Genomic DNA, 16627 nt, shown 5'->3' with positions numbered 1-16627 from the left:
ATCTGCCGGCATAGGCATCAAGCCTTATTATTTCGCAAGTTGGTAGCCCAGCTGATCTTGCTTACACCCTCGGCTACACGATCCCAGTCGATGCAAGAGAAGTCGATCAGGTGCAACTCACGATGGATTGTGCGCACACGAGGTTCCGCGCCGTACCGGCTGCCCGTGCTCACCGGCGCATGCCCGCAAATCTGATCGAGCGTCTTGTCGGTGATCCCGGCGTCATTGCCCTTGGCCTTGAAAGCATGCCGAAGCGAATGAAATACCAGCCGCCGGTCCACGGAGACGTGACGGTCGATGATCCGGTTCATTCGCTGCGAGGCTTCCTTGGTACGCTTGCCAACGCTATTCTCTTTTAGATCGGGAAACAGCTGCGTTTCGCCCGATGCAATCAGCGCATCGTAATAGTTCAAAAATCCGAGTTCGATCAGCTTGGCGTGGACGGGCACGAGCCGGACCGAGTCGTCGGTTTTGACGCTCTTGTCGGGCGCTTCTTCGTCGGCTGCATACTCATCGATGTCGAGATAGACGATCTCGCCGTCGCGCTTCACGTCGGCCAACGCGACCTGGCCTACTTCCTCCAGTCGCGCGCCGGTGGTGATCGCCAGGAGGAATATCCAGAAAATCGTCGCGTCGCCGATCTTTGATGACGAACTCCACCCTTGCGGATCGACGAACAGTGGGCATTCGCAAAGCTTGGCGAGTTCGTGGTCTTCGAAACTGCGCCGCGTGCGGCGCTTCTTGCTGTAGCCGACGATCAAGATGCCAGTGCCAGCATTGGCCGCTGTCCACCGCTGTTGAAACGCATAGGTCAGCAGCGCCTGGAGCGCGCCGATGCGCTTTTTGAGCGTCGGTGCTGCGATCTTCGGGTCGGCGTTCGCATGCTTCGCGACACGGGCGCGGAAGGGCAGGGCGCGATCAACGCGCGGCATGGTCGCGGGCAATTTCGCCGCCTCGTCGCGATAATCATACAGGATATCGGCATCGATCGTGGAAACCGCGACATCGCCTGCGAAGTCGATGAAATCATCGACGGCTGCCTCGTATTCAAGCGCACTCTGCGGGCGGGGTTTATTGCCGGCCTTCCACTCGGTGTACAGCTGCTTCAGCCGCATATGAGGACGCAGCCTGGGTTGCTGCGTACGCGGCCGATGGCGGGCGAGCCGCGCGCGATTGACCTCTTCATCACCTGTGCGCTTCTCATCGACGATTGCGAGCAGTGCTTTGGCGAGGTCGTCGTCGGCAAAGCGGGCAGCGCTGTCGTCGAACGCGCGGAGCCGGGCGACCGGGCCCGCGAGACCGCGCACCCATTGCTCCTCCGGGGTGTACCAGCGGGCGCGGATCCAGTTCGTACCGGCCTGCTCGGCGTCGCCGCCATACCCTTCGGACAGCACTGCATCAAAACGCGCCTTGTCCGTGAGAAGTGCTGCCCAGTTCGTATTCGCGGCGGGCCCGAGCATGGCCGGTGGATAAATATCGCTCGCGCTGGCGGTGTAACGACCGCCGACGGCGGCATCGAGTTCCATGAAGGTCATGATCAAACGCTGCGGGCCGGTCAGCCCGCCGTCAACGGCTGTCCCTTCGCACCAGCGCCGCACGAGTGCTGCAGGCGTGGGCAGTAAGGTGCCCTCCGCCATGCGCCGGCGGGCATCGACGAGCTGCTCCTCGAACTTCGCGTTCTCCCGCGCGAATGCCGCCTTGGCCGCAACCGGGTCCTTCGTGCCGAGGGTGACCTTAACCTGAGCCTTGCCGTCGAAGGCCGTCCGCAGCGCGTCTGGAACCGCGCGCCGGAAATAAAGCTGCCCCGTCCGAGGGTCTGCAAATGGCGACGCCATGCTGGTCTTCTTCACGTGTTTCTGTACCCATGTTCTGTACACACAACGGGTAAAGAGCACGTAAATCCGGCTATTTCCAGCCTTTAACCGGAAATGGTGACCCCTACGAGAATCGAACTCGTGCTTACGCCGTGAGAGGGCGTCGTCCTAACCGCTAGACGAAGGGGCCGCTTGCGCGAGACGGCGCAATACGCATCGGCGCACGCGGCGTCAAGACGGTGCGGTCGAGCCGGGGCAATTCACCGATGAAGCGGAACTTGCCGCGCGGATGGACGTTTTCGTTTCAGATGCGGTTTGAATTTCCGGCTGCAAATAAAGGGGTTCTCCGATGCTTTGGACTATCGTCGTCGTTCTGCTCGTTCTCTGGGCACTCGGGTTTGCCGTGCATATCGGCGGTGGCTTGATCCATCTGCTGCTCGTCATCGCTCTGATCGTCGTCGTCGTCCGCCTGCTGCAGGGCCGCAGCGCGCTTTGACCCCGGGTGGCGCGGGGCGGCTCAGGCCGCCGCGCGCCGCCGTTCGGCCATTTCCTCGTTGAGCATTTCGGCCAGCAGGAACGCGAGCTCGAGCGACTGACCGGCATTCAGCCGTGGGTCGCAATGCGTATGATAGCGGTCCGCCAAGGACTGCTCGGTGACGTCGACCGCACCGCCGGTGCACTCCGTCACATTCTGCCCCGTCATCTCGGCATGGATGCCGCCCGCGATCGAGCCTTCGGCGCGGTGTACCGCGAAGAAGCCGCGCACCTCGGCGAGGATCCGGTCGAACGGCCGCGTCTTGTAACCCGTCGCGGCCTTGACGGTGTTGCCGTGCATCGGGTCGCAGCTCCACACCACCGGATGCCCCTCGCGCAACACAGCGCGCACCAGCTTGGGGAGCCCCGCCTCGATCTTGTCGTGACCGTAGCGCGTGATCAGCGTCATGCGGCCGGGGACGCGGTTGGGGTTGAGCGTGTCGAGCAGCCGTAGCAGCGCGTCGGGCTCGAGGCTTGGCCCACATTTCATCCCGATCGGATTGCCGATACCGCGCAGATATTCGACATGCGCGCTGCCCTCGAAGCGCGTGCGATCGCCGATCCACAGGAAGTGCGCCGAGGTGTCGTACCAGTCGCCGGTCAGCGAATCCTGCCGCGTCAGCGCCTGCTCGTAGCGCAGCAGCAGCGCCTCGTGGCTGGTGTAGAATTGCGTCTGCGCGAGTTGCGGCACCGTCTCGGGGCTGATCCCGCACGCTTCCATGAAGTCGAGCGCCTCGCCGATCCGGTCGGCGACGTGGCTGTATTTTTCGGCCCATGGGCTGCGACCCATATAATCGTGCGTCCAGCGATGGACCTGGTGGAGGTTGGCATAGCCGCCCGTCGCGAAGGCGCGGAGCAGGTTGAGCGTCGCCGCCGACTGCGAGTAAGCGCGGATCATCCGCTGCGGGTCGTTCTGCCGGCCTTCGGGGGTGAAGGCGATGTCGTTGACGATGTCGCCGCGATACGACGGAAGCGTCACGTCGCCGATCGTCTCGGTATCGGCCGAGCGCGGCTTGGCGAACTGGCCGGCCATGCGACCGAGCTTCACCGTCGGCAGCTTCGACGCGAAGGTGAGCACGACCGCCATCTGCAGGATGACGCGGAAGGTGTCGCGGATGTTGTTGGCGCTGTGCTCGGCGAACGATTCGGCGCAGTCGCCGCCCTGCAGCAGGAACGCTTTCCCTTCCGCGACGCGGCCGAGATCGGCGGTCAGGTTGCGCGCTTCGCCGGCGAAGACGAGCGGCGGGAAGGAGGCGAGCTGGTCGGTCGCGGCATCGAGCGCGGCGGCGTCGGGATAGGTCGGCATCTGCCGAGCGTCGGCGCGCGTCCAGCTATCGGGGGCCCAGCTGCTCATGTCATTCTCCGTGCGAATTTGTACGTACCAGTCGGCGTGCGTGGCGATGGCGTTGGCGGCGATCTGATTGACGACCGGGCCGCTGGCGCGCTTGCCATCCTCTTCCCATCCCTGGACGGTCGAGCCCGGCGCGCCGTACCACGCCCCGAACGCGGCGCGGGTAAGGCTGCGTTCCTCGCGGAAGCGTTTGATCTTGAGGCCGGCCATCGTCGTCATGGGTCGGTGTTACCCAGTCGGGGTAAAGCAGGCAAGCGTGATTTTCCCTGACGGGGTAAATCGGCGGGCGCATGGCGGATCTTGCCTGCCGCGAAACCGGCGCTGGATTTACGACCGTTTTGGGACTATTGTTTCGAGACCGTTTCGAAGGGGGTCGTTGTGCGCCGTCTGATCGTGATCGCGTCCGCAGCTGCGGTGTTGACGGCCAGTTCTGTCCTGGCGCAACGCAAGACCGCCCCGAAAACCAACAGACCCGCATCGAGCCAGACCGTCACCGGGCCCAAGGCGCGCTATGCGATGGATGTCGGGACGATGACGGGCATCGGCGGGATGGGCGGCATGGGTGGCATGGCCGGTGGCGGCGGCCGACCCAACATCGGCGAGATGATGGCGGGAATGGGCGGGCGTCGCGGCGGCGACCAGCATGAACTTCGTCTGCGCCTTGGATCGACCATAGCCGCGACGGGCGCGGCGCAGGGCGATCATTATTTCCTCCCGCAAGCGGCGATGGGTGCGTCGGTCCCGCTGCTCGCGCCACAGCGGACCGGCGGGCGCGAGGATGTGCCCGAGAGCTTCCAGCGACCCAAGGGGCGGTTGCTGATCTTCTGGGGATGCGGCGCGCATGCGCGGCCGGGGCAGCCGGTCGTGATCGATTTCGCGAAGCTGGCAGCGGGGCAGATGCCGCCCGACCTGTTCAGCGCGCGCGTTCCGGTCGATCGCGGGCCGACGCTCGCCAACAGCCGCAGCTATGCCGAATGGCCCAACCCGCGCTCGGGCCGTCAGCCGCAGGGCGGGTCGCTGCTCGGCGATCACCGCATCCAATCAACCTTTGCGCCGTCGATCAATTTCAACCTCCAGCAGGACTATCTGCAGGGGCTCCACGTCCGCACCGGGGGCGGCCCCGACGGCGCGGTCCAGCTGTCGTGGAACGGGGTGCCGATGGCGACGGGCTATTACGCGTGGATGATGGGGGCGAAGGACGCCGGGCGGCGCGGCAACAATGATACCGGCGACATCGTCTGGTGGTCGTCCTCGACCAGCCGTGAATTCGGTGGTGCGCTGTGGGACTGGATCAGCCCGGCCATTGCGCAGCGGCTCGTCTCAGATGGTACGTTGCTCGCACCGACGCAGACCAATTGCGTCGTGCCCGCCGAAGTGAAGCAGGCGGCGGGCGAAATGATGTTCGGCACGCTGATCGGCTACGGTCCCGAATCGACCTTCGTCTATCCCGAACGGCCCGCGACCGGGCCGTGGAACCAGGAATGGAGCGCGCGCGTGCGCTTCCGCACCTCGGCGACCTTCTTCCCCGGCATGCCCGAGATGGACGACGAATCGGGCGGTGAGCGCTCGAACGGCGACCGTTCGAGCAGCGAACGCCCGCGGAAACGCTGCAAGCCAAGCCTGCTCGGTGCGGTCACCGGGCTTGGCGGCTGTTGAGACGCGCCGTGTGAGGTTGCGCGTCGAGATTCTCGACGTGCCGACGCTCGGTGCCGAAGACTCTGGCGAACCCTAAAACGTCGCTTCGTGTATTCGAAGCCCCGTCAGCAATGGCGGGGCATTCGTCGTCCTGGCGACCGGCGACGTTAACCTTGGCTGCATCCTGCGTTCAGCGTCGGCGCATCGGGGGATTGCTAGGTGATGGCGATCGGCCTCTTGCCGACGAGGAGTTCGCGCATGTTTCGTAAATTGATCCTTCCGGCGTCGCTCGGCCTGACGGCCCTGCTGGCGATCATCCCCGGCGCGGCCTCGGCACAGCGCTACGATGGCTGGAACAGACAGTCGCAGTATCAGGACGGCTACCACGACCGCGGCGACCGCCGCTATGACGATCGCGGCTATCGCGGCGGGGGCTATGCCCGTCAGCGCTGGATCGAGCATCGTCGCTGGCAGGAGCAGGCCCGCCGCCGCCACTGGCAGCGCGAGCGCTTCGAACATGGCGGCTGGGGCCGCGGTCGCGATTGGCGCAGCGACGGCTATTGATCGGCAGGACGGCGCCCGAATGGATCGGGCGCCGTTGTCGCCTCAATAGCCGGCGTCGAGATCGACCACATTTTCCATCGGCCTACCCGCCAGGAACGCATCGAGGTTGCGCAGGAAGAGCGCAGCCGCCCGCTGGAACATCTTGGTCTGGCTGCGGCCCGACAGATGCATCGAATGGATCGTGTTGGGCGCCGACCACAGCGGATGGTCGGCGGGCAGCGGCTCGGGCGTGACGGTGTCGAGATAGGCGCCGGCGATCGTCTTTGCGGTGAGCGCGGCGATCAGCGCGTCCTGGTCGATCATGTCGCCGCGCGCGATGTTGATCAGCCAGGCGCTGGGCTTCATCGCGGCGAGCTCTTCGGCGCCGATCATCGCCTTGGTCGTGTCGGTCGAGGGGGCGGCGAGGATCACCCAGTCATACTCGCCGAGCCGGGCCTTCCACGCATCGGGGGTCAGCGTGCCGTCGCGCCCCGAACGCGTGACGCCGGTCACCGCGACGCCGAACGCGCGCAGCCGCTCGGCGACGAGCGTGCCGATCGCGCCATAGCCGACGATCAGCGCGCGGCTTTCGAACAATTCGATCCGGCCGGGCGCCGAATCGGGCCATTCGTGGCGGTCGGCGATCCGTACCACCTGGTCGAAGCGCTTCGCTGCGGCGAGGACGCCGAGCACGGTGTATTCGGCGACCGCGATCGCGTTGATCCCGGTGCCGTTGGTGACGATCGTCCCGCGCCGCGCCAATGCCGGCAGATCGAGCGAATCGAGCCCGGCGATCGCGGTGAACAGCCATTTGAGCGCGGTCCCAGCGGCGACGGCTTCCTCGGTCAGCCCGTGCGGATAGAGGTCGACCCAGCCGATATCGGCATCGGCCATCGCCGCGGTCGCCTCTTCGCGCGTCATGACCCAGCTGATGTCGAGCCCGGCGGGAAGCTTGGGCTCGAGCAGCGCGCGGGCGAGGGCGGGGAGGACGACTTTCATGGCGAGGCTCCAAATAGGCGCGGTGAGCAAGTACCGTCGCCCTCGATAGCGCAAGAGCGTAGCGCGCACGGGCGAGAAGGGAAGCGGTGCGCTCCGCTTGCGGACCGTTTCGTAGCCGCGCCGGCGAAGGCTGGGGCTGCTCCGTTGGTCGAACCGACGCGCGCGGTTACGAAGCGGCCCCGGCCTGCGCCGGGGCGACGGGTTCAGAGCGCGAGTTTCCAGTCCCAGCCGAGCGGATCGCCGTCCATCACTTCGACGCCCGCCGCCGCGAGCGCGTCGCGAATCGCATCGGATGCCGCGAAATCCTTTGCCGCACGCGCGTCCTTGCGCGCCGCGAGCTGCGCATCGATCGCGGATTCGTCGAGCGTCGCATCGACCGGGCGCAGCCGCAGCGCCGCGCGCTTGAGCGTGACCAGCTCGAGCCCGAGCACCGCATCGAAATCCTCGAGCGCGCGAAGCCGCGTCGCGGGCGACAGCCGCTTGTCGGCCAGCATCTCGTCGAGTGCGATCAGGGCACGCGGGGTGTTGAGATCGTCGCTCACCGCGGCGTCGAGCTGCGCGAGATACGGCTCGGGATCGCCCTTGAGGACGTAATCATCGCGCGCGCGCAAGGCGTCGCGCGCGATCACCAGCCGCTTGAGCCGCGTGAAGGCGGCGGCGAGGTTCTCCCAAGTGAATTCCAATTCGCTGCGATACTGCGCCTGGAGGCACATCAGGCGATAGGCGAGCGGATGGACGCCGGCGTCGACCAGCGTCTGCAGGCGGAGGAAGTCGCCGGTCGACTTCGACATCTTCGCGCCGCGGTCCACCAGGAAATTGTTGTGCATCCAGATCCGTGCGCCGCTGTCGTCGCAGCCGCAGAAGGACTGGTTCTGCGCGATCTCGTTGGGATGGTGGATCTCGCGGTGGTCGATTCCCCCGGTGTGGATGTCGAAGGGATGGCCGAGATGCTGGCGGCTCATCACCGAACATTCGAGATGCCAGCCCGGCGCGCCCGGCCCCCACGGCGACTCCCATTCCATCTGGCGCTGCTCGCCGGGCGGCGAGCGCCGCCAGATCGCGAAGTCCTGTGGATGGCGCTTGCCCGAGACGGGGTCGATCCGGCTTTCGCCCTCATCGGAGACCGCACGTGCCAGGCTGCCATAGTTCGGCACGCGCGTCGTATCGAAATAGAGGCCGCCTTCGATCAGGTAGCAGTCCTTCTCGATCGCTTGCGCGAAGGCGATCATCTGCGGGATGTGCTCGGTCGCGACGGTCCATTCGGCGGGCGGATCGATGTTGAGCCGCGCGACGTCGGCCTTGAACGCCTGCGTATAGTGCGCCGCGATCTCCCAGATCGACTTGGCCTCGGCCGCGGCGGCCTTCTCCATCTTGTCGTCGCCGGCATCGGCATCCGAGGTCAGATGGCCGACGTCGGTGATGTTAATGACATGCTTGGTCGGATACCCCTTCCAGCGCAGCACGCGCCCGAGCGTGTCGGCGAACAGGAAGGCGCGCATGTTGCCGATATGCTGATAATTGTAGACTGTCGGCCCGCAGGTGTAGACCCGCACCTGCGCCGGATCGATCGGGACGAACGGCGTCAGGCTGCGCGTGAGGCTGTTGTAGAGCGTGAGCGGGGTTGCGGTCATCCCGCTCGCTTACAGACCGGGCGAGCCCAAAGTCACGTAAAAGGTGACGGATCGCTTGAAAGTTGGGCACCTCCCGTGTAGGGCGCCTGCCTTGCGACGCGGGCCGTGGGTTTGCGGCGGCGCTTTTCTATCGATTCGGAGCTGTTCGGTTTTATGCAAATCATCGTACGCGACAACAATGTCGACCAGGCGCTGCGCGCGCTCAAGAAGAAGCTGCAGCGCGAGGGCGTCTATCGCGAGATGAAGCTGCGCCGGCATTACGAAAAGCCGAGCGAGAAGCGCGCCCGCGAGCGTGCCGCTGCGGTTCGTCGCGCGCGCAAGCTCGAGCGCAAGCGCATGGAACGCGACGGCGCACGGTAAGACGATAAAGCGGGCCGTCGCGCCCGCTTTGCCTGCCTCAAGTCCGTAAAGACCTCACGACCCCCGCCCGGGAGCCACCATGTCGATCACCGCTGTCCCGCTAAAGCCCGTGAAGCGGGGTATTTTGGTGTACCTGTGGATCGGCATCGCCGTGCTGGTGATCGCCGCGATCGCGCTGGCGTTCCAGACGCCGGTCGATCCGTCGACCAGCTTCCTGGCGCGCAACGCGCGTGCGGCGGGCGTCATGACCACGCCGTCTGGTCTGCAGTATCAGGTGCTGACACCGGGGACCGGCGCGTCGCCGACCGACGACGACGTCGCTTTGGTCAACTATGAAGGCCGCCTGCTCGACGGCACGGTATTCGACAAGTCGCAGCAGCCGACCCCGATGCCCGTCGCGGGCGTCGTGCCGGGCTTCAGCGAAGCGCTCAAGCTGATGCGCAAGGGTGCGAAGTATCGCATCTGGCTCAAGCCGACCCTGGCCTATGGCGACAAATCGCCCCCCGGCATCCCGGCCAATTCGACGCTCGCCTTCGATGTCGAGATGCTCGAATTCATCCCGATGAGCACCTATCGCCAGATCCAGCAGCAGCAACAGATGATGCAGCAGCAGGGTGGGGCCGGTGGCATGCCGCCGGGTGCGGGCGGGCCGCCGACCGGCCGCTGAGATGCGCAACCTCGCGATTGCCGGCGTGATCGGCGCGATTCTTCTCCCAGCGGCGCCACTGCACGCGGCGACTCACAAGGTCGTGCACCGGGCGGTCAAGGCGAAGCCCGCTGCGACGGCCGTGCCGCTGAACCCGGCTGAAGCCTTCCTTGCTAGCAACGGCAAGCAGCGCGGCGTCGTGACGACGCCGTCGGGCCTGCAATATCGCGTGCTGACCCCCGGCGTCGGCCCCGCCAAGCCAACCGATGCGGACGTCACGCTGGTCAATTATGTCGGCAAGCTGATCGACGGCACGACCTTCGACCAGAGCGCGCGCCCGACGCCGATGCCGGTTTCCGGCGTCGTCCCGGGCTTTAGCGAAGCGTTGAAGCTGATGCCGAAGGGTGCGAAATACCGCGTCTGGATAAAGCCGAGCCTCGGCTATGGCGATCGGGCGACCGGGCCGATCCCGGCTGGATCGGTACTGGCGTTCGATATCGAACTGCTCGATTTCGTCTCCAATGCGCAATTCCGGCAGATGCAGCAACAGGCTGCCGCGCCAGCGCCCGCCGCGCCCTGAGCGCTCCGCAACGGACTGAGCGTCGTTGCTTTCCTTGGCGTCGGACGCGGCGTATCAAGCGTACCAAGTGCTTTGAATTCGAAAGACATCGATGCCGATTAAACCCCTGCGTAAGGCCGTTTTTCCCGTAGGCGGGCTTGGGACGCGCTTCCTGCCGGCGACCAAGGCGATGCCAAAGGAAATGCTGCCGATCGTCGATCGTCCGCTGATCCAATATGCGGTCGACGAAGCGCTCGAAGCGGGGATCGAGCAGATGATCTTCGTCACCGGGCGCGGCAAGTCGGCGATCGAGGATCATTTCGACATCGCCTATGAGCTCGAGGCGACGATGGCGGCGCGCGGCAAGCCGTTGGACGTGCTCGATCAGACGCGTCTCGCGCCGGGCGCGGTCGCTTATGTCCGCCAGCAGGAGCCGATGGGGCTCGGCCATGCGGTGTGGTGCGCGCGCGACATCGTCGGCGACGAGCCGTTCGCGGTGCTGCTCGCCGACGATTTCATGCTCGGCAAGCCAGGCTGCCTCAAGCAGATGGTCGATGCGTACATGCAGGTCGGTGGCAATCTGATCTGCGCGCAGGAAGTCCCCGAGGACCAGACGCACATGTACGGCGTGATCACGCCGGGCGTCCGCAACGGGCCGCTGACCGAGGTCAAAGGTCTGGTCGAGAAGCCGGCCAAGGGCACCGCGCCGTCGAATCTGTCGGTGATCGGCCGCTACATCCTCCAGCCCGAGGTGATGCGCGTGCTCGAAAATCAGGAGAAAGGCGCGGGCGGCGAGATCCAGCTGACCGACGCGATGGCGCGGATGATCGGCGACCAGCCGTTCCACGGGCTGACCTTCGACGGCAAGCGCTATGATTGCGGCGACAAGGCCGGGTACGTCACCGCCAATCTGTCGGTCGCGATCGGGCGCGAGGATATCGGCGAAACGGTGCGCGCGTTCGCGGTGGATCTGCTGCGCTAGCGGCGATCCACGGCACCAACGCTTCGTCACCCCGGGCTCGTCCCGGGGTCCACCGAGACGCACATGCTGTCTGCGGAGGATACGCTGCCCGGTGGGCCCCGGCACAAGGCCGGGGTGACGAAAGGGCCTGGCACTTCAGCTGAGCGATGGCCCGCTGTCAGCTCCCAGTCGCTAGATACCGTCGCCCAGTGCCCTCGATGCACAGCGCGGTCAGCACGCCACTGGCATAGGCGCCGGTATCGATCCCGATCCGGTTGGGTCGTTCCTCGGGCCCCACGCTGATCGTATGCCCGTGGACCACGAACAGCGGATGCGCGGCCTCGCTGTCGAGGAAATCCTCGCGAATCCAGCGCAGGTCGCCGGTCCGCTGATGCTCGAGCGCGATGCCGGGGCGGATGCCGGCATGGACGAAGAGATAGTCGCCGAAGCGGAAGCTGTCGGCGAAACCATCGATAAAGGCGAGATCGCCGCGTGGGATCGCAGCGCGGATCACCGCGGCGGCGGCGGCGGGATCGAGCTCGGCGACGTCGCCCGCATCGACGCCGTAACTCTCGACGCATTCGGCGCCGCCGAACTTGAGCCAGTCGCGCAGCCGCTGCGGCTGCGCGCCGAGCGCGCGCACCAGCATTTCCTCGTGATTGCCCATCAGGAACACCGTGTGGAGCGTCGGGTCATCGAGCCCGCGCAGCCGCGCGATGACCCCTTGCGAATCGGGACCACGATCGATCACGTCGCCGAGCAGGACGAGGAATTCGCGCGCGCAGGGCCGGGCCTGGCGATCCGCCGCGATCTGTTCGAGCAGTGCGTCGAGCAAGTCGAGTCGGCCATGCAGGTCGCCGATCGCATACGCGCGCGATTCGGGTGGTCCGCTGGGCGGGCGGGGGTCAGTCGTCAGCAATCGTTGGACCTTTCATCGCGACCCGACTCGCAGCAACCGCGCGGCTCGGAGGCCACGCGCGTCAGCTCGCCAGTCGTAACGCTTCGCCGCGCGGAACGCTGCGCGGCTGATCGGGCCAGATGCCGCGCGTGTCATAGACGTGCTTGTCGGCGCGCTCGTCGAGCGGAACCGATTTGAAGATGTCGTGGTCGACCAGCACGATCATGATCCCGCACGTCTCGATCGCGCTGTCCACGTCGATCAGCGTCGTGCCGCTGCCATCGAAGCTCGGCGGGAGCGTGTCGGTATACGGCTCGACGACACACAGCCGGTCGCCGAAGCGCGCCGCCAGCGCGAGCGCGACCTTCAACGCCGGACTCTCGCGGAAATCGTCGATATTGGCCTTGAACGCGAGGCCGAGGCAGGCGACGCGCTCGCCGGGATTGGCCGCGACCATCGCCTCGGCGCGTTCGACGACATAGTCGATCTTGGCGTCGTTGACTTCGCGCGCGGTGCGGATCAGCGGCGTGTTGGCGGGGTCGGCATGGACGAGGAACCACGGATCGACCGCGATGCAATGCCCGCCGACGCCGGGGCCGGGCGACAGGATATTGACGCGCGGATGGCGGTTGGCGAGGCGGATCACCTCCCATACATCGACATCCATCGTGTCGGCGACGCGGCTGAGTTCGTTGGCGAACGCGATATTGACGTCGCGGAAGGCGTTTTCGGTCAGCTTGGTCATTTCCGCGGCGCGGCTCGTCGTCGTGACGCACGCGCCGCGCACGAAGCGCCGGTAGAATTGGAGCGCCTTGCGCGCACAGCGCGGCGTGATGCCGCCGATCACGCGGTCATTGTCGATCAGCTCGACGAGGATTCGGCCGGGCAGCACGCGCTCGGGGCAGTAGGCGATCGCAACGTCGGGGCTGTCGCCGTTGCTCTTGCCGGGCACCTTGAGATCGGGGCGCAGCTCGGCGAGCAGATCGCGCACCTTTTCGGTCGTGCCGACCGGCGAGGTCGATTCGAGCACCACCACGTTGCCGGCCTTCAACACGCTCGCGATCGACTTCGCGGCGTCGAGCACATAGCCGATATCGGGCGCATGATCGGCGGCGAACGGCGTCGGCACCGCGATGACGAACACGTCGGCGGCTTCGATCCGCGTCGATGCGCGCAGCGTGCCGCGCGCGACGACGCCCGAGACGAGGCCGTCGAGATCGACCTCCTCGATATGGACCTTGCCCGAATTGACCGTCTCGACGACGTGCGCCGAGACATCGATGCCGAGCACGCTCGCGCCCGTCCGCGCGATCACCGCGGCGGTCGGCAAGCCGATATAGCCCAGACCAACGACAACGACCTTCAGGTCAGCGTGCGACATCATCGATCCTGCGCCTTTACTTGCTCACGTTCCGGCTCATGCGCGCGGAGCGTTGATATTTCGGAAACGCGGCGTGCGCTCACGGCGTCGCCACACCAAAACCGTTGGCGACGATGCTGGCAATCCGTTCGCTCGCGTGGCCGTCGCCGAACGGATTGTGCGCGCGTGCCATCGCGGCATAAGCGGCGGGGTCGTCGAGCAGCGTGGTGACCTCGGCGACGATGCGCTCCGGGTCGGTGCCGATCAGCTTGGCGGTGCCGGCGACGACGCCTTCGGGGCGTTCGGTCGTCTCGCGCATCACCAGCACGGGCTTGGCGAGCGCGGGGGCTTCCTCCTGCACCCCGCCCGAATCGGTCAGCGCGATATGGCACAGGCCGAGCGCGCGGATGAAGTGCGGGTAATCGAGCGGGTCGATCCGCGCGATATTGGGGCGATTCCCCAGCACGCGGTTCATCGCCTCGACGACATTGGGGTTGGGATGCATCGGGAAGACGATCGCAACGTCATCGCGCGCTGCGATCTGCCCGAGCGCGTGCGCGATATTGTCCATCCCGCCGCCGAAATTCTCGCGCCGATGCGTCGTGACGAGCACGATCTTCTTGCCCGCAAAGCGTGTCGCGATGTCGTCGAGCCCGGCGGCGAGCGACGGATCGGCGGCGAGCTTCGCGCGCGTTGCGTGAAGCGCGTCGATCACGGTGTTGCCGGTGACATGGATCATCGCCGGATCGATATTCTCGCGCAACAGCGCATCGGCGGCGGTCTGCGTCGGCGCGAAATGCTGGTCGGCGATCGGCGCGACGATGCGGCGGTTCACTTCCTCGGGCCAGGGCTGGTAGATGTCGCCCGAGCGTAGGCCCGCCTCGACATGGCTGACTGGGACCTTGCGGTAATAGGCCGCGAGCGCACCGACCATCGCGGTTGCGGTATCGCCCTGAACGATCACGCGGTCGGGCTTCTCGGCGTCCATCACGTCACCGAGGCCGGTGAGCAACCGCGCGGTGAGGCGGTCGAGCGACTGGCCCGGCTCCATCAAATCGAGATCGACGTCGGGGGTGAGCCCGGCGATCGCGAGCACTTGGTCGAGCAGCCCGCGATGCTGCGCGGTGACGCAGGTGCGAACGTCGAGCCCGGACACTGCCTTGAGCGCGGCGACCACCGGGAAGAGCTTGATCGCTTCGGGGCGGGTGCCGAAGATGACGAGGATGCGCGCGCGTTTCATGAGACTGTCCTAGCGTGCCACCCTTAAGGCGCTGCTAACCGCAGCCCGGGCAGCCGGGATCCTTGGGCAAGGCGATCGTGCGAAAGCGGAAGGCGAGCGCGTCGACGAGCAGCAACTTGCCCGCCGTATCCTCGCCGAAACCGACGATCGCGCGGAGCGCCTCGAGCGCGGCGAGGCTGCCCATGACGCCCGCCATCGCGCCGAGCACGCCCTGCTCGGAGCAACTGTCGCCCGCGCGGTCGCGCGCGTCGCCGACAAAGCAGCGGTAGCAGGGCTTGTCCGGCTCCCAGCCGCGATAGACGCCGAGCTGCCCTTCGAACTGCCCGACCGAGGCCGACACCAGCGGAATGCGCAGCGCGTGCGCCGCATCGGACACCGCAAGCCGCGTCGCGAACGAATCGCTGCCGTCGAGCACGACCGAGACCCCGCCGAGCAGATCGACGGCATTGGCGGGCATCAGCCGCGCGGGGCGTGCGTCGATCACGACATGCGCGTTTATCGCGCGTGCCGCGTCGGCCGCGGCGGCGACTTTCGATGCGCCGATGTCGCCTTCGCCGAACAGCGTCTGGCGCTGGAGGTTCGACAGATCGACCGTGTCGTCGTCGATCAGCACGAGCCGCCCGACACCCGCTGCGGCGAGATACTGGATCGCCGGGCTGCCGATCCCGCCCGCGCCGATCAGCGCGACGCTCGCTGCCTTGAGTGCAAGCTGTCCCGCCCCGCCGACCTCGCGCAGCACGATGTGGCGCGCATAGCGCTCGAGCTCGGCGTCGGAGAGCGTCATCCGCGCCAGTCGAACACGATGGTCGCGCGGTACCAATGATCGGTCGTCCCGGCGCGCAGCGCGAGGTTGCCGCGCGCGAACCCCGTCACGAGACCCGCGGCATATTGCTCGACCGTCGGGCAGTTGATCGCGTGCGGCACGGTGCGGCGGACGATCCCGTCCGCGCCGACCAGCATCGCGACGTCGACCTTGACGACGTAATGCCCGTCGGCGGGCTTGGCCATCGGGCAGCGATTGGCGGTGATCTCGCTCGCGACGAAGCTCGTCAATTGCGGCGTGAGGCGTGGCGCCGCGACATAGGGCAGCGGCGCGAGCGTCGCCCAGTCGGCGGGGACCGCGGGAAGCTCCGCGGCCTGCAGCAGCAGGAAAAGTATCATCGTCCGGTCGATCCAAAGCCCCCGGTTCCGCGCTCGGTATCGTCGAGCGTGGCGACTTCGTCGAGGATCGCGCGTTGAACCGGGGCCGGAACGAGCTGGGCAATCCGGTCGCCGCGCGCGATCTCGAACGGCGCCTGGCCGAGATTGGCGAGGATCACCTTCACTTCGCCGCGATAATCGCTGTCGATCGTGCCGGGGGTGTTGAGGCACGTGATGCCATGTTTCAGCGCGAGCCCCGAGCGCGGGCGCACCTGCACCTCGAAGCCATGCGGGATCGCGATCGCAAACCCCGTCGCGACCGCGGCACGCGCGCCCGGCGCGAGCGTCAGCGCCTCGGCGGCGACGACGTCGAGCCCGGCGGCGCCATCGGTCGCATACGCGGGCAGGGGCAAGTCTTCGCCGTGCGGCAAGCGCTTGAGCGCAATCGTGATCGGCGGCGTGGCAGGCGTATGCATGCGGACAGCCTTAGCAAGTCTGGCACTCGGTGTCGAAGCCTGCCGCGTGCAACGGAACCGCGCGGCGTCTCGGTGGTTCAGAACATACCAGAAACATGCGAGTATCCCATGGCCGACACCCCGCACAATCCGAAGCTCGACGAGCATCCGGGATCGAACACCGAGAAGAACCCCGACCAGTGGGTTTCGGGCGGTGACCCAATGACCGGCGCGCAGGAATCGTATCTGACCACGCTCAGCGAAGAGGCGCATGTCGAGCCGCCAAGCCCCGACCTGAGCAAGGCCGATGCGTCGAAGCGGATCGACGAATTGAAGGGCAAGCTCGACCTGTAAGGGTTTGCCCTCCCCGTGCGCCCAAACCGTCACCCCGGCCTCGGGGGGGGGGGGCCCCCGGGCGCCGGCCGGGCGGGGGCAATTGGGGGGCCGGGGGGGGCCCCCCCCCCGCCGGGGGGGGGGGGGGGGGGGGGGGGGGGGGGGGGG

General features: G+C 66.7%; 18 protein-coding genes and 1 tRNA gene. 8 read left to right on the top strand and 11 right to left on the bottom strand.

All coding sequences use genetic code 11. From position 1 onward, the window contains the following. Window positions 1-17: 17 nt before the first annotated feature. The gene (locus QN347_RS07675) at window positions 18-1850 is read right to left on the bottom strand and encodes a site-specific integrase (protein ID WP_322162278.1); all 1833 of its coding nucleotides are present in this window, start codon (window positions 1848-1850) and stop codon (window positions 18-20) included. Between the two features lie 79 nt (window positions 1851-1929). Then, window positions 1930-2004: transfer RNA gene (locus QN347_RS07670), tRNA-Glu, on the bottom strand. Between the two features lie 159 nt (window positions 2005-2163). On the opposite strand from QN347_RS07670, the gene QN347_RS07665 reads away from it, so the two are divergent. Further along, window positions 2164-2310 carry a lmo0937 family membrane protein gene (locus QN347_RS07665; protein WP_010407531.1) on the top strand — a complete coding sequence of 49 codons (147 nt, stop codon included), beginning with the start codon at window positions 2164-2166 and terminating at the stop codon, window positions 2308-2310. A 21-nt stretch (window positions 2311-2331) separates the two neighbouring features. On the opposite strand, the gene QN347_RS07660 is transcribed toward QN347_RS07665, so the two are convergent. Then, window positions 2332-3918, bottom strand: coding sequence for a class II 3-deoxy-7-phosphoheptulonate synthase (locus QN347_RS07660; protein ID WP_322162280.1), 1587 nt, complete (start codon window positions 3916-3918; stop codon window positions 2332-2334). A 159-nt stretch (window positions 3919-4077) separates the two neighbouring features. Here QN347_RS07660 and QN347_RS07655 point away from each other — a divergent pair, with 159 nt between their 5' ends. Next, window positions 4078-5355 carry a hypothetical protein gene (locus tag QN347_RS07655; RefSeq protein ID WP_322162282.1) on the top strand — a complete coding sequence of 426 codons (1278 nt, stop codon included), beginning with the start codon at window positions 4078-4080 and terminating at the stop codon, window positions 5353-5355. Window positions 5356-5592: 237 nt separating this feature from the next. After that, on the top strand, window positions 5593-5898 hold the full coding sequence (locus QN347_RS07650) for a hypothetical protein (RefSeq protein ID WP_322162284.1): 306 nt from the start codon (window positions 5593-5595) through the stop codon (window positions 5896-5898). 42 nt (window positions 5899-5940) lie between these two features. Here QN347_RS07650 and QN347_RS07645 read toward each other — a convergent pair whose 3' ends face one another. Then, entirely contained in the window at window positions 5941-6876 is a 936-nt protein-coding gene (locus tag QN347_RS07645; RefSeq protein ID WP_322162286.1) for a D-2-hydroxyacid dehydrogenase, read from the bottom strand. A gap of 203 nt (window positions 6877-7079) precedes the next feature. Continuing rightward, window positions 7080-8507: a cysteine--tRNA ligase gene (cysS, locus tag QN347_RS07640; RefSeq protein WP_322162287.1), complete on the bottom strand. Its 1428-nt coding sequence runs from the start codon at window positions 8505-8507 to the stop codon at window positions 7080-7082. A gap of 153 nt (window positions 8508-8660) precedes the next feature. Here cysS and rpsU point away from each other — a divergent pair, with 153 nt between their 5' ends. The 4 genes from rpsU (at window position 8661) to galU (ending at window position 11054) form a co-directional block, all read left to right on the top strand. Further along, entirely contained in the window at window positions 8661-8867 is a 207-nt protein-coding gene (gene rpsU, locus QN347_RS07635; RefSeq protein ID WP_010162663.1) for a 30S ribosomal protein S21, read from the top strand. 79 nt (window positions 8868-8946) lie between these two features. Further along, window positions 8947-9534: an FKBP-type peptidyl-prolyl cis-trans isomerase gene (locus QN347_RS07630; protein WP_322162291.1), complete on the top strand. Its 588-nt coding sequence runs from the start codon at window positions 8947-8949 to the stop codon at window positions 9532-9534. A 1-nt stretch (window position 9535) separates the two neighbouring features. Beyond that, window positions 9536-10093: an FKBP-type peptidyl-prolyl cis-trans isomerase gene (locus QN347_RS07625; protein ID WP_322162293.1), complete on the top strand. Its 558-nt coding sequence runs from the start codon at window positions 9536-9538 to the stop codon at window positions 10091-10093. A gap of 91 nt (window positions 10094-10184) precedes the next feature. Then, the gene (gene galU, locus QN347_RS07620) at window positions 10185-11054 is read left to right on the top strand and encodes a UTP--glucose-1-phosphate uridylyltransferase GalU (RefSeq protein WP_322162295.1); all 870 of its coding nucleotides are present in this window, start codon (window positions 10185-10187) and stop codon (window positions 11052-11054) included. Between the two features lie 157 nt (window positions 11055-11211). On the opposite strand, the gene QN347_RS07615 is transcribed toward galU, so the two are convergent. The 6 genes from QN347_RS07615 to dut all read right to left on the bottom strand — a co-directional run bounded on the left by QN347_RS07615 (window position 11212) and on the right by dut (window position 16147). Continuing rightward, the gene (locus QN347_RS07615; RefSeq protein WP_322162297.1) at window positions 11212-11952 is read right to left on the bottom strand and encodes a metallophosphoesterase family protein; all 741 of its coding nucleotides are present in this window, start codon (window positions 11950-11952) and stop codon (window positions 11212-11214) included. 61 nt (window positions 11953-12013) lie between these two features. Then, a complete protein-coding gene (wecC, locus tag QN347_RS07610; RefSeq protein ID WP_322162299.1) occupies window positions 12014-13315 on the bottom strand; it encodes a UDP-N-acetyl-D-mannosamine dehydrogenase in 1302 nt (433 codons plus the stop codon). A gap of 76 nt (window positions 13316-13391) precedes the next feature. Then, window positions 13392-14531 carry a non-hydrolyzing UDP-N-acetylglucosamine 2-epimerase gene (gene wecB, locus QN347_RS07605; RefSeq protein ID WP_322162301.1) on the bottom strand — a complete coding sequence of 380 codons (1140 nt, stop codon included), beginning with the start codon at window positions 14529-14531 and terminating at the stop codon, window positions 13392-13394. A 34-nt stretch (window positions 14532-14565) separates the two neighbouring features. Then, entirely contained in the window at window positions 14566-15315 is a 750-nt protein-coding gene (locus QN347_RS07600; protein WP_322162303.1) for a molybdopterin-synthase adenylyltransferase MoeB, read from the bottom strand. After that, window positions 15312-15692 (bottom strand): hypothetical protein, encoded by a 381-nt coding sequence (locus QN347_RS07595; protein WP_322162304.1) that lies wholly within the window; start codon window positions 15690-15692, stop codon window positions 15312-15314. The genes QN347_RS07600 and QN347_RS07595 overlap by 4 nt, the downstream gene beginning before the upstream one ends. After that, window positions 15689-16147 carry a dUTP diphosphatase gene (gene dut, locus QN347_RS07590; protein WP_133191833.1) on the bottom strand — a complete coding sequence of 153 codons (459 nt, stop codon included), beginning with the start codon at window positions 16145-16147 and terminating at the stop codon, window positions 15689-15691. The genes QN347_RS07595 and dut overlap by 4 nt, the downstream gene beginning before the upstream one ends. 108 nt (window positions 16148-16255) lie before the next feature. On the opposite strand from dut, the gene QN347_RS07585 reads away from it, so the two are divergent. Then, the gene (locus QN347_RS07585; protein WP_133191834.1) at window positions 16256-16480 is read left to right on the top strand and encodes a DUF3072 domain-containing protein; all 225 of its coding nucleotides are present in this window, start codon (window positions 16256-16258) and stop codon (window positions 16478-16480) included. Window positions 16481-16627 lie beyond the last annotated feature (147 nt).

It is taken from the genome of Sphingomonas sp. 10B4 (genome assembly GCF_035019905.1).
GTDB lineage: Bacteria > Pseudomonadota > Alphaproteobacteria > Sphingomonadales > Sphingomonadaceae > Sphingomonas > Sphingomonas glacialis.
The sequence above is the reverse complement of the archived record's forward strand: the minus strand, read 5'-3'. Positions and strand labels throughout refer to the sequence as shown.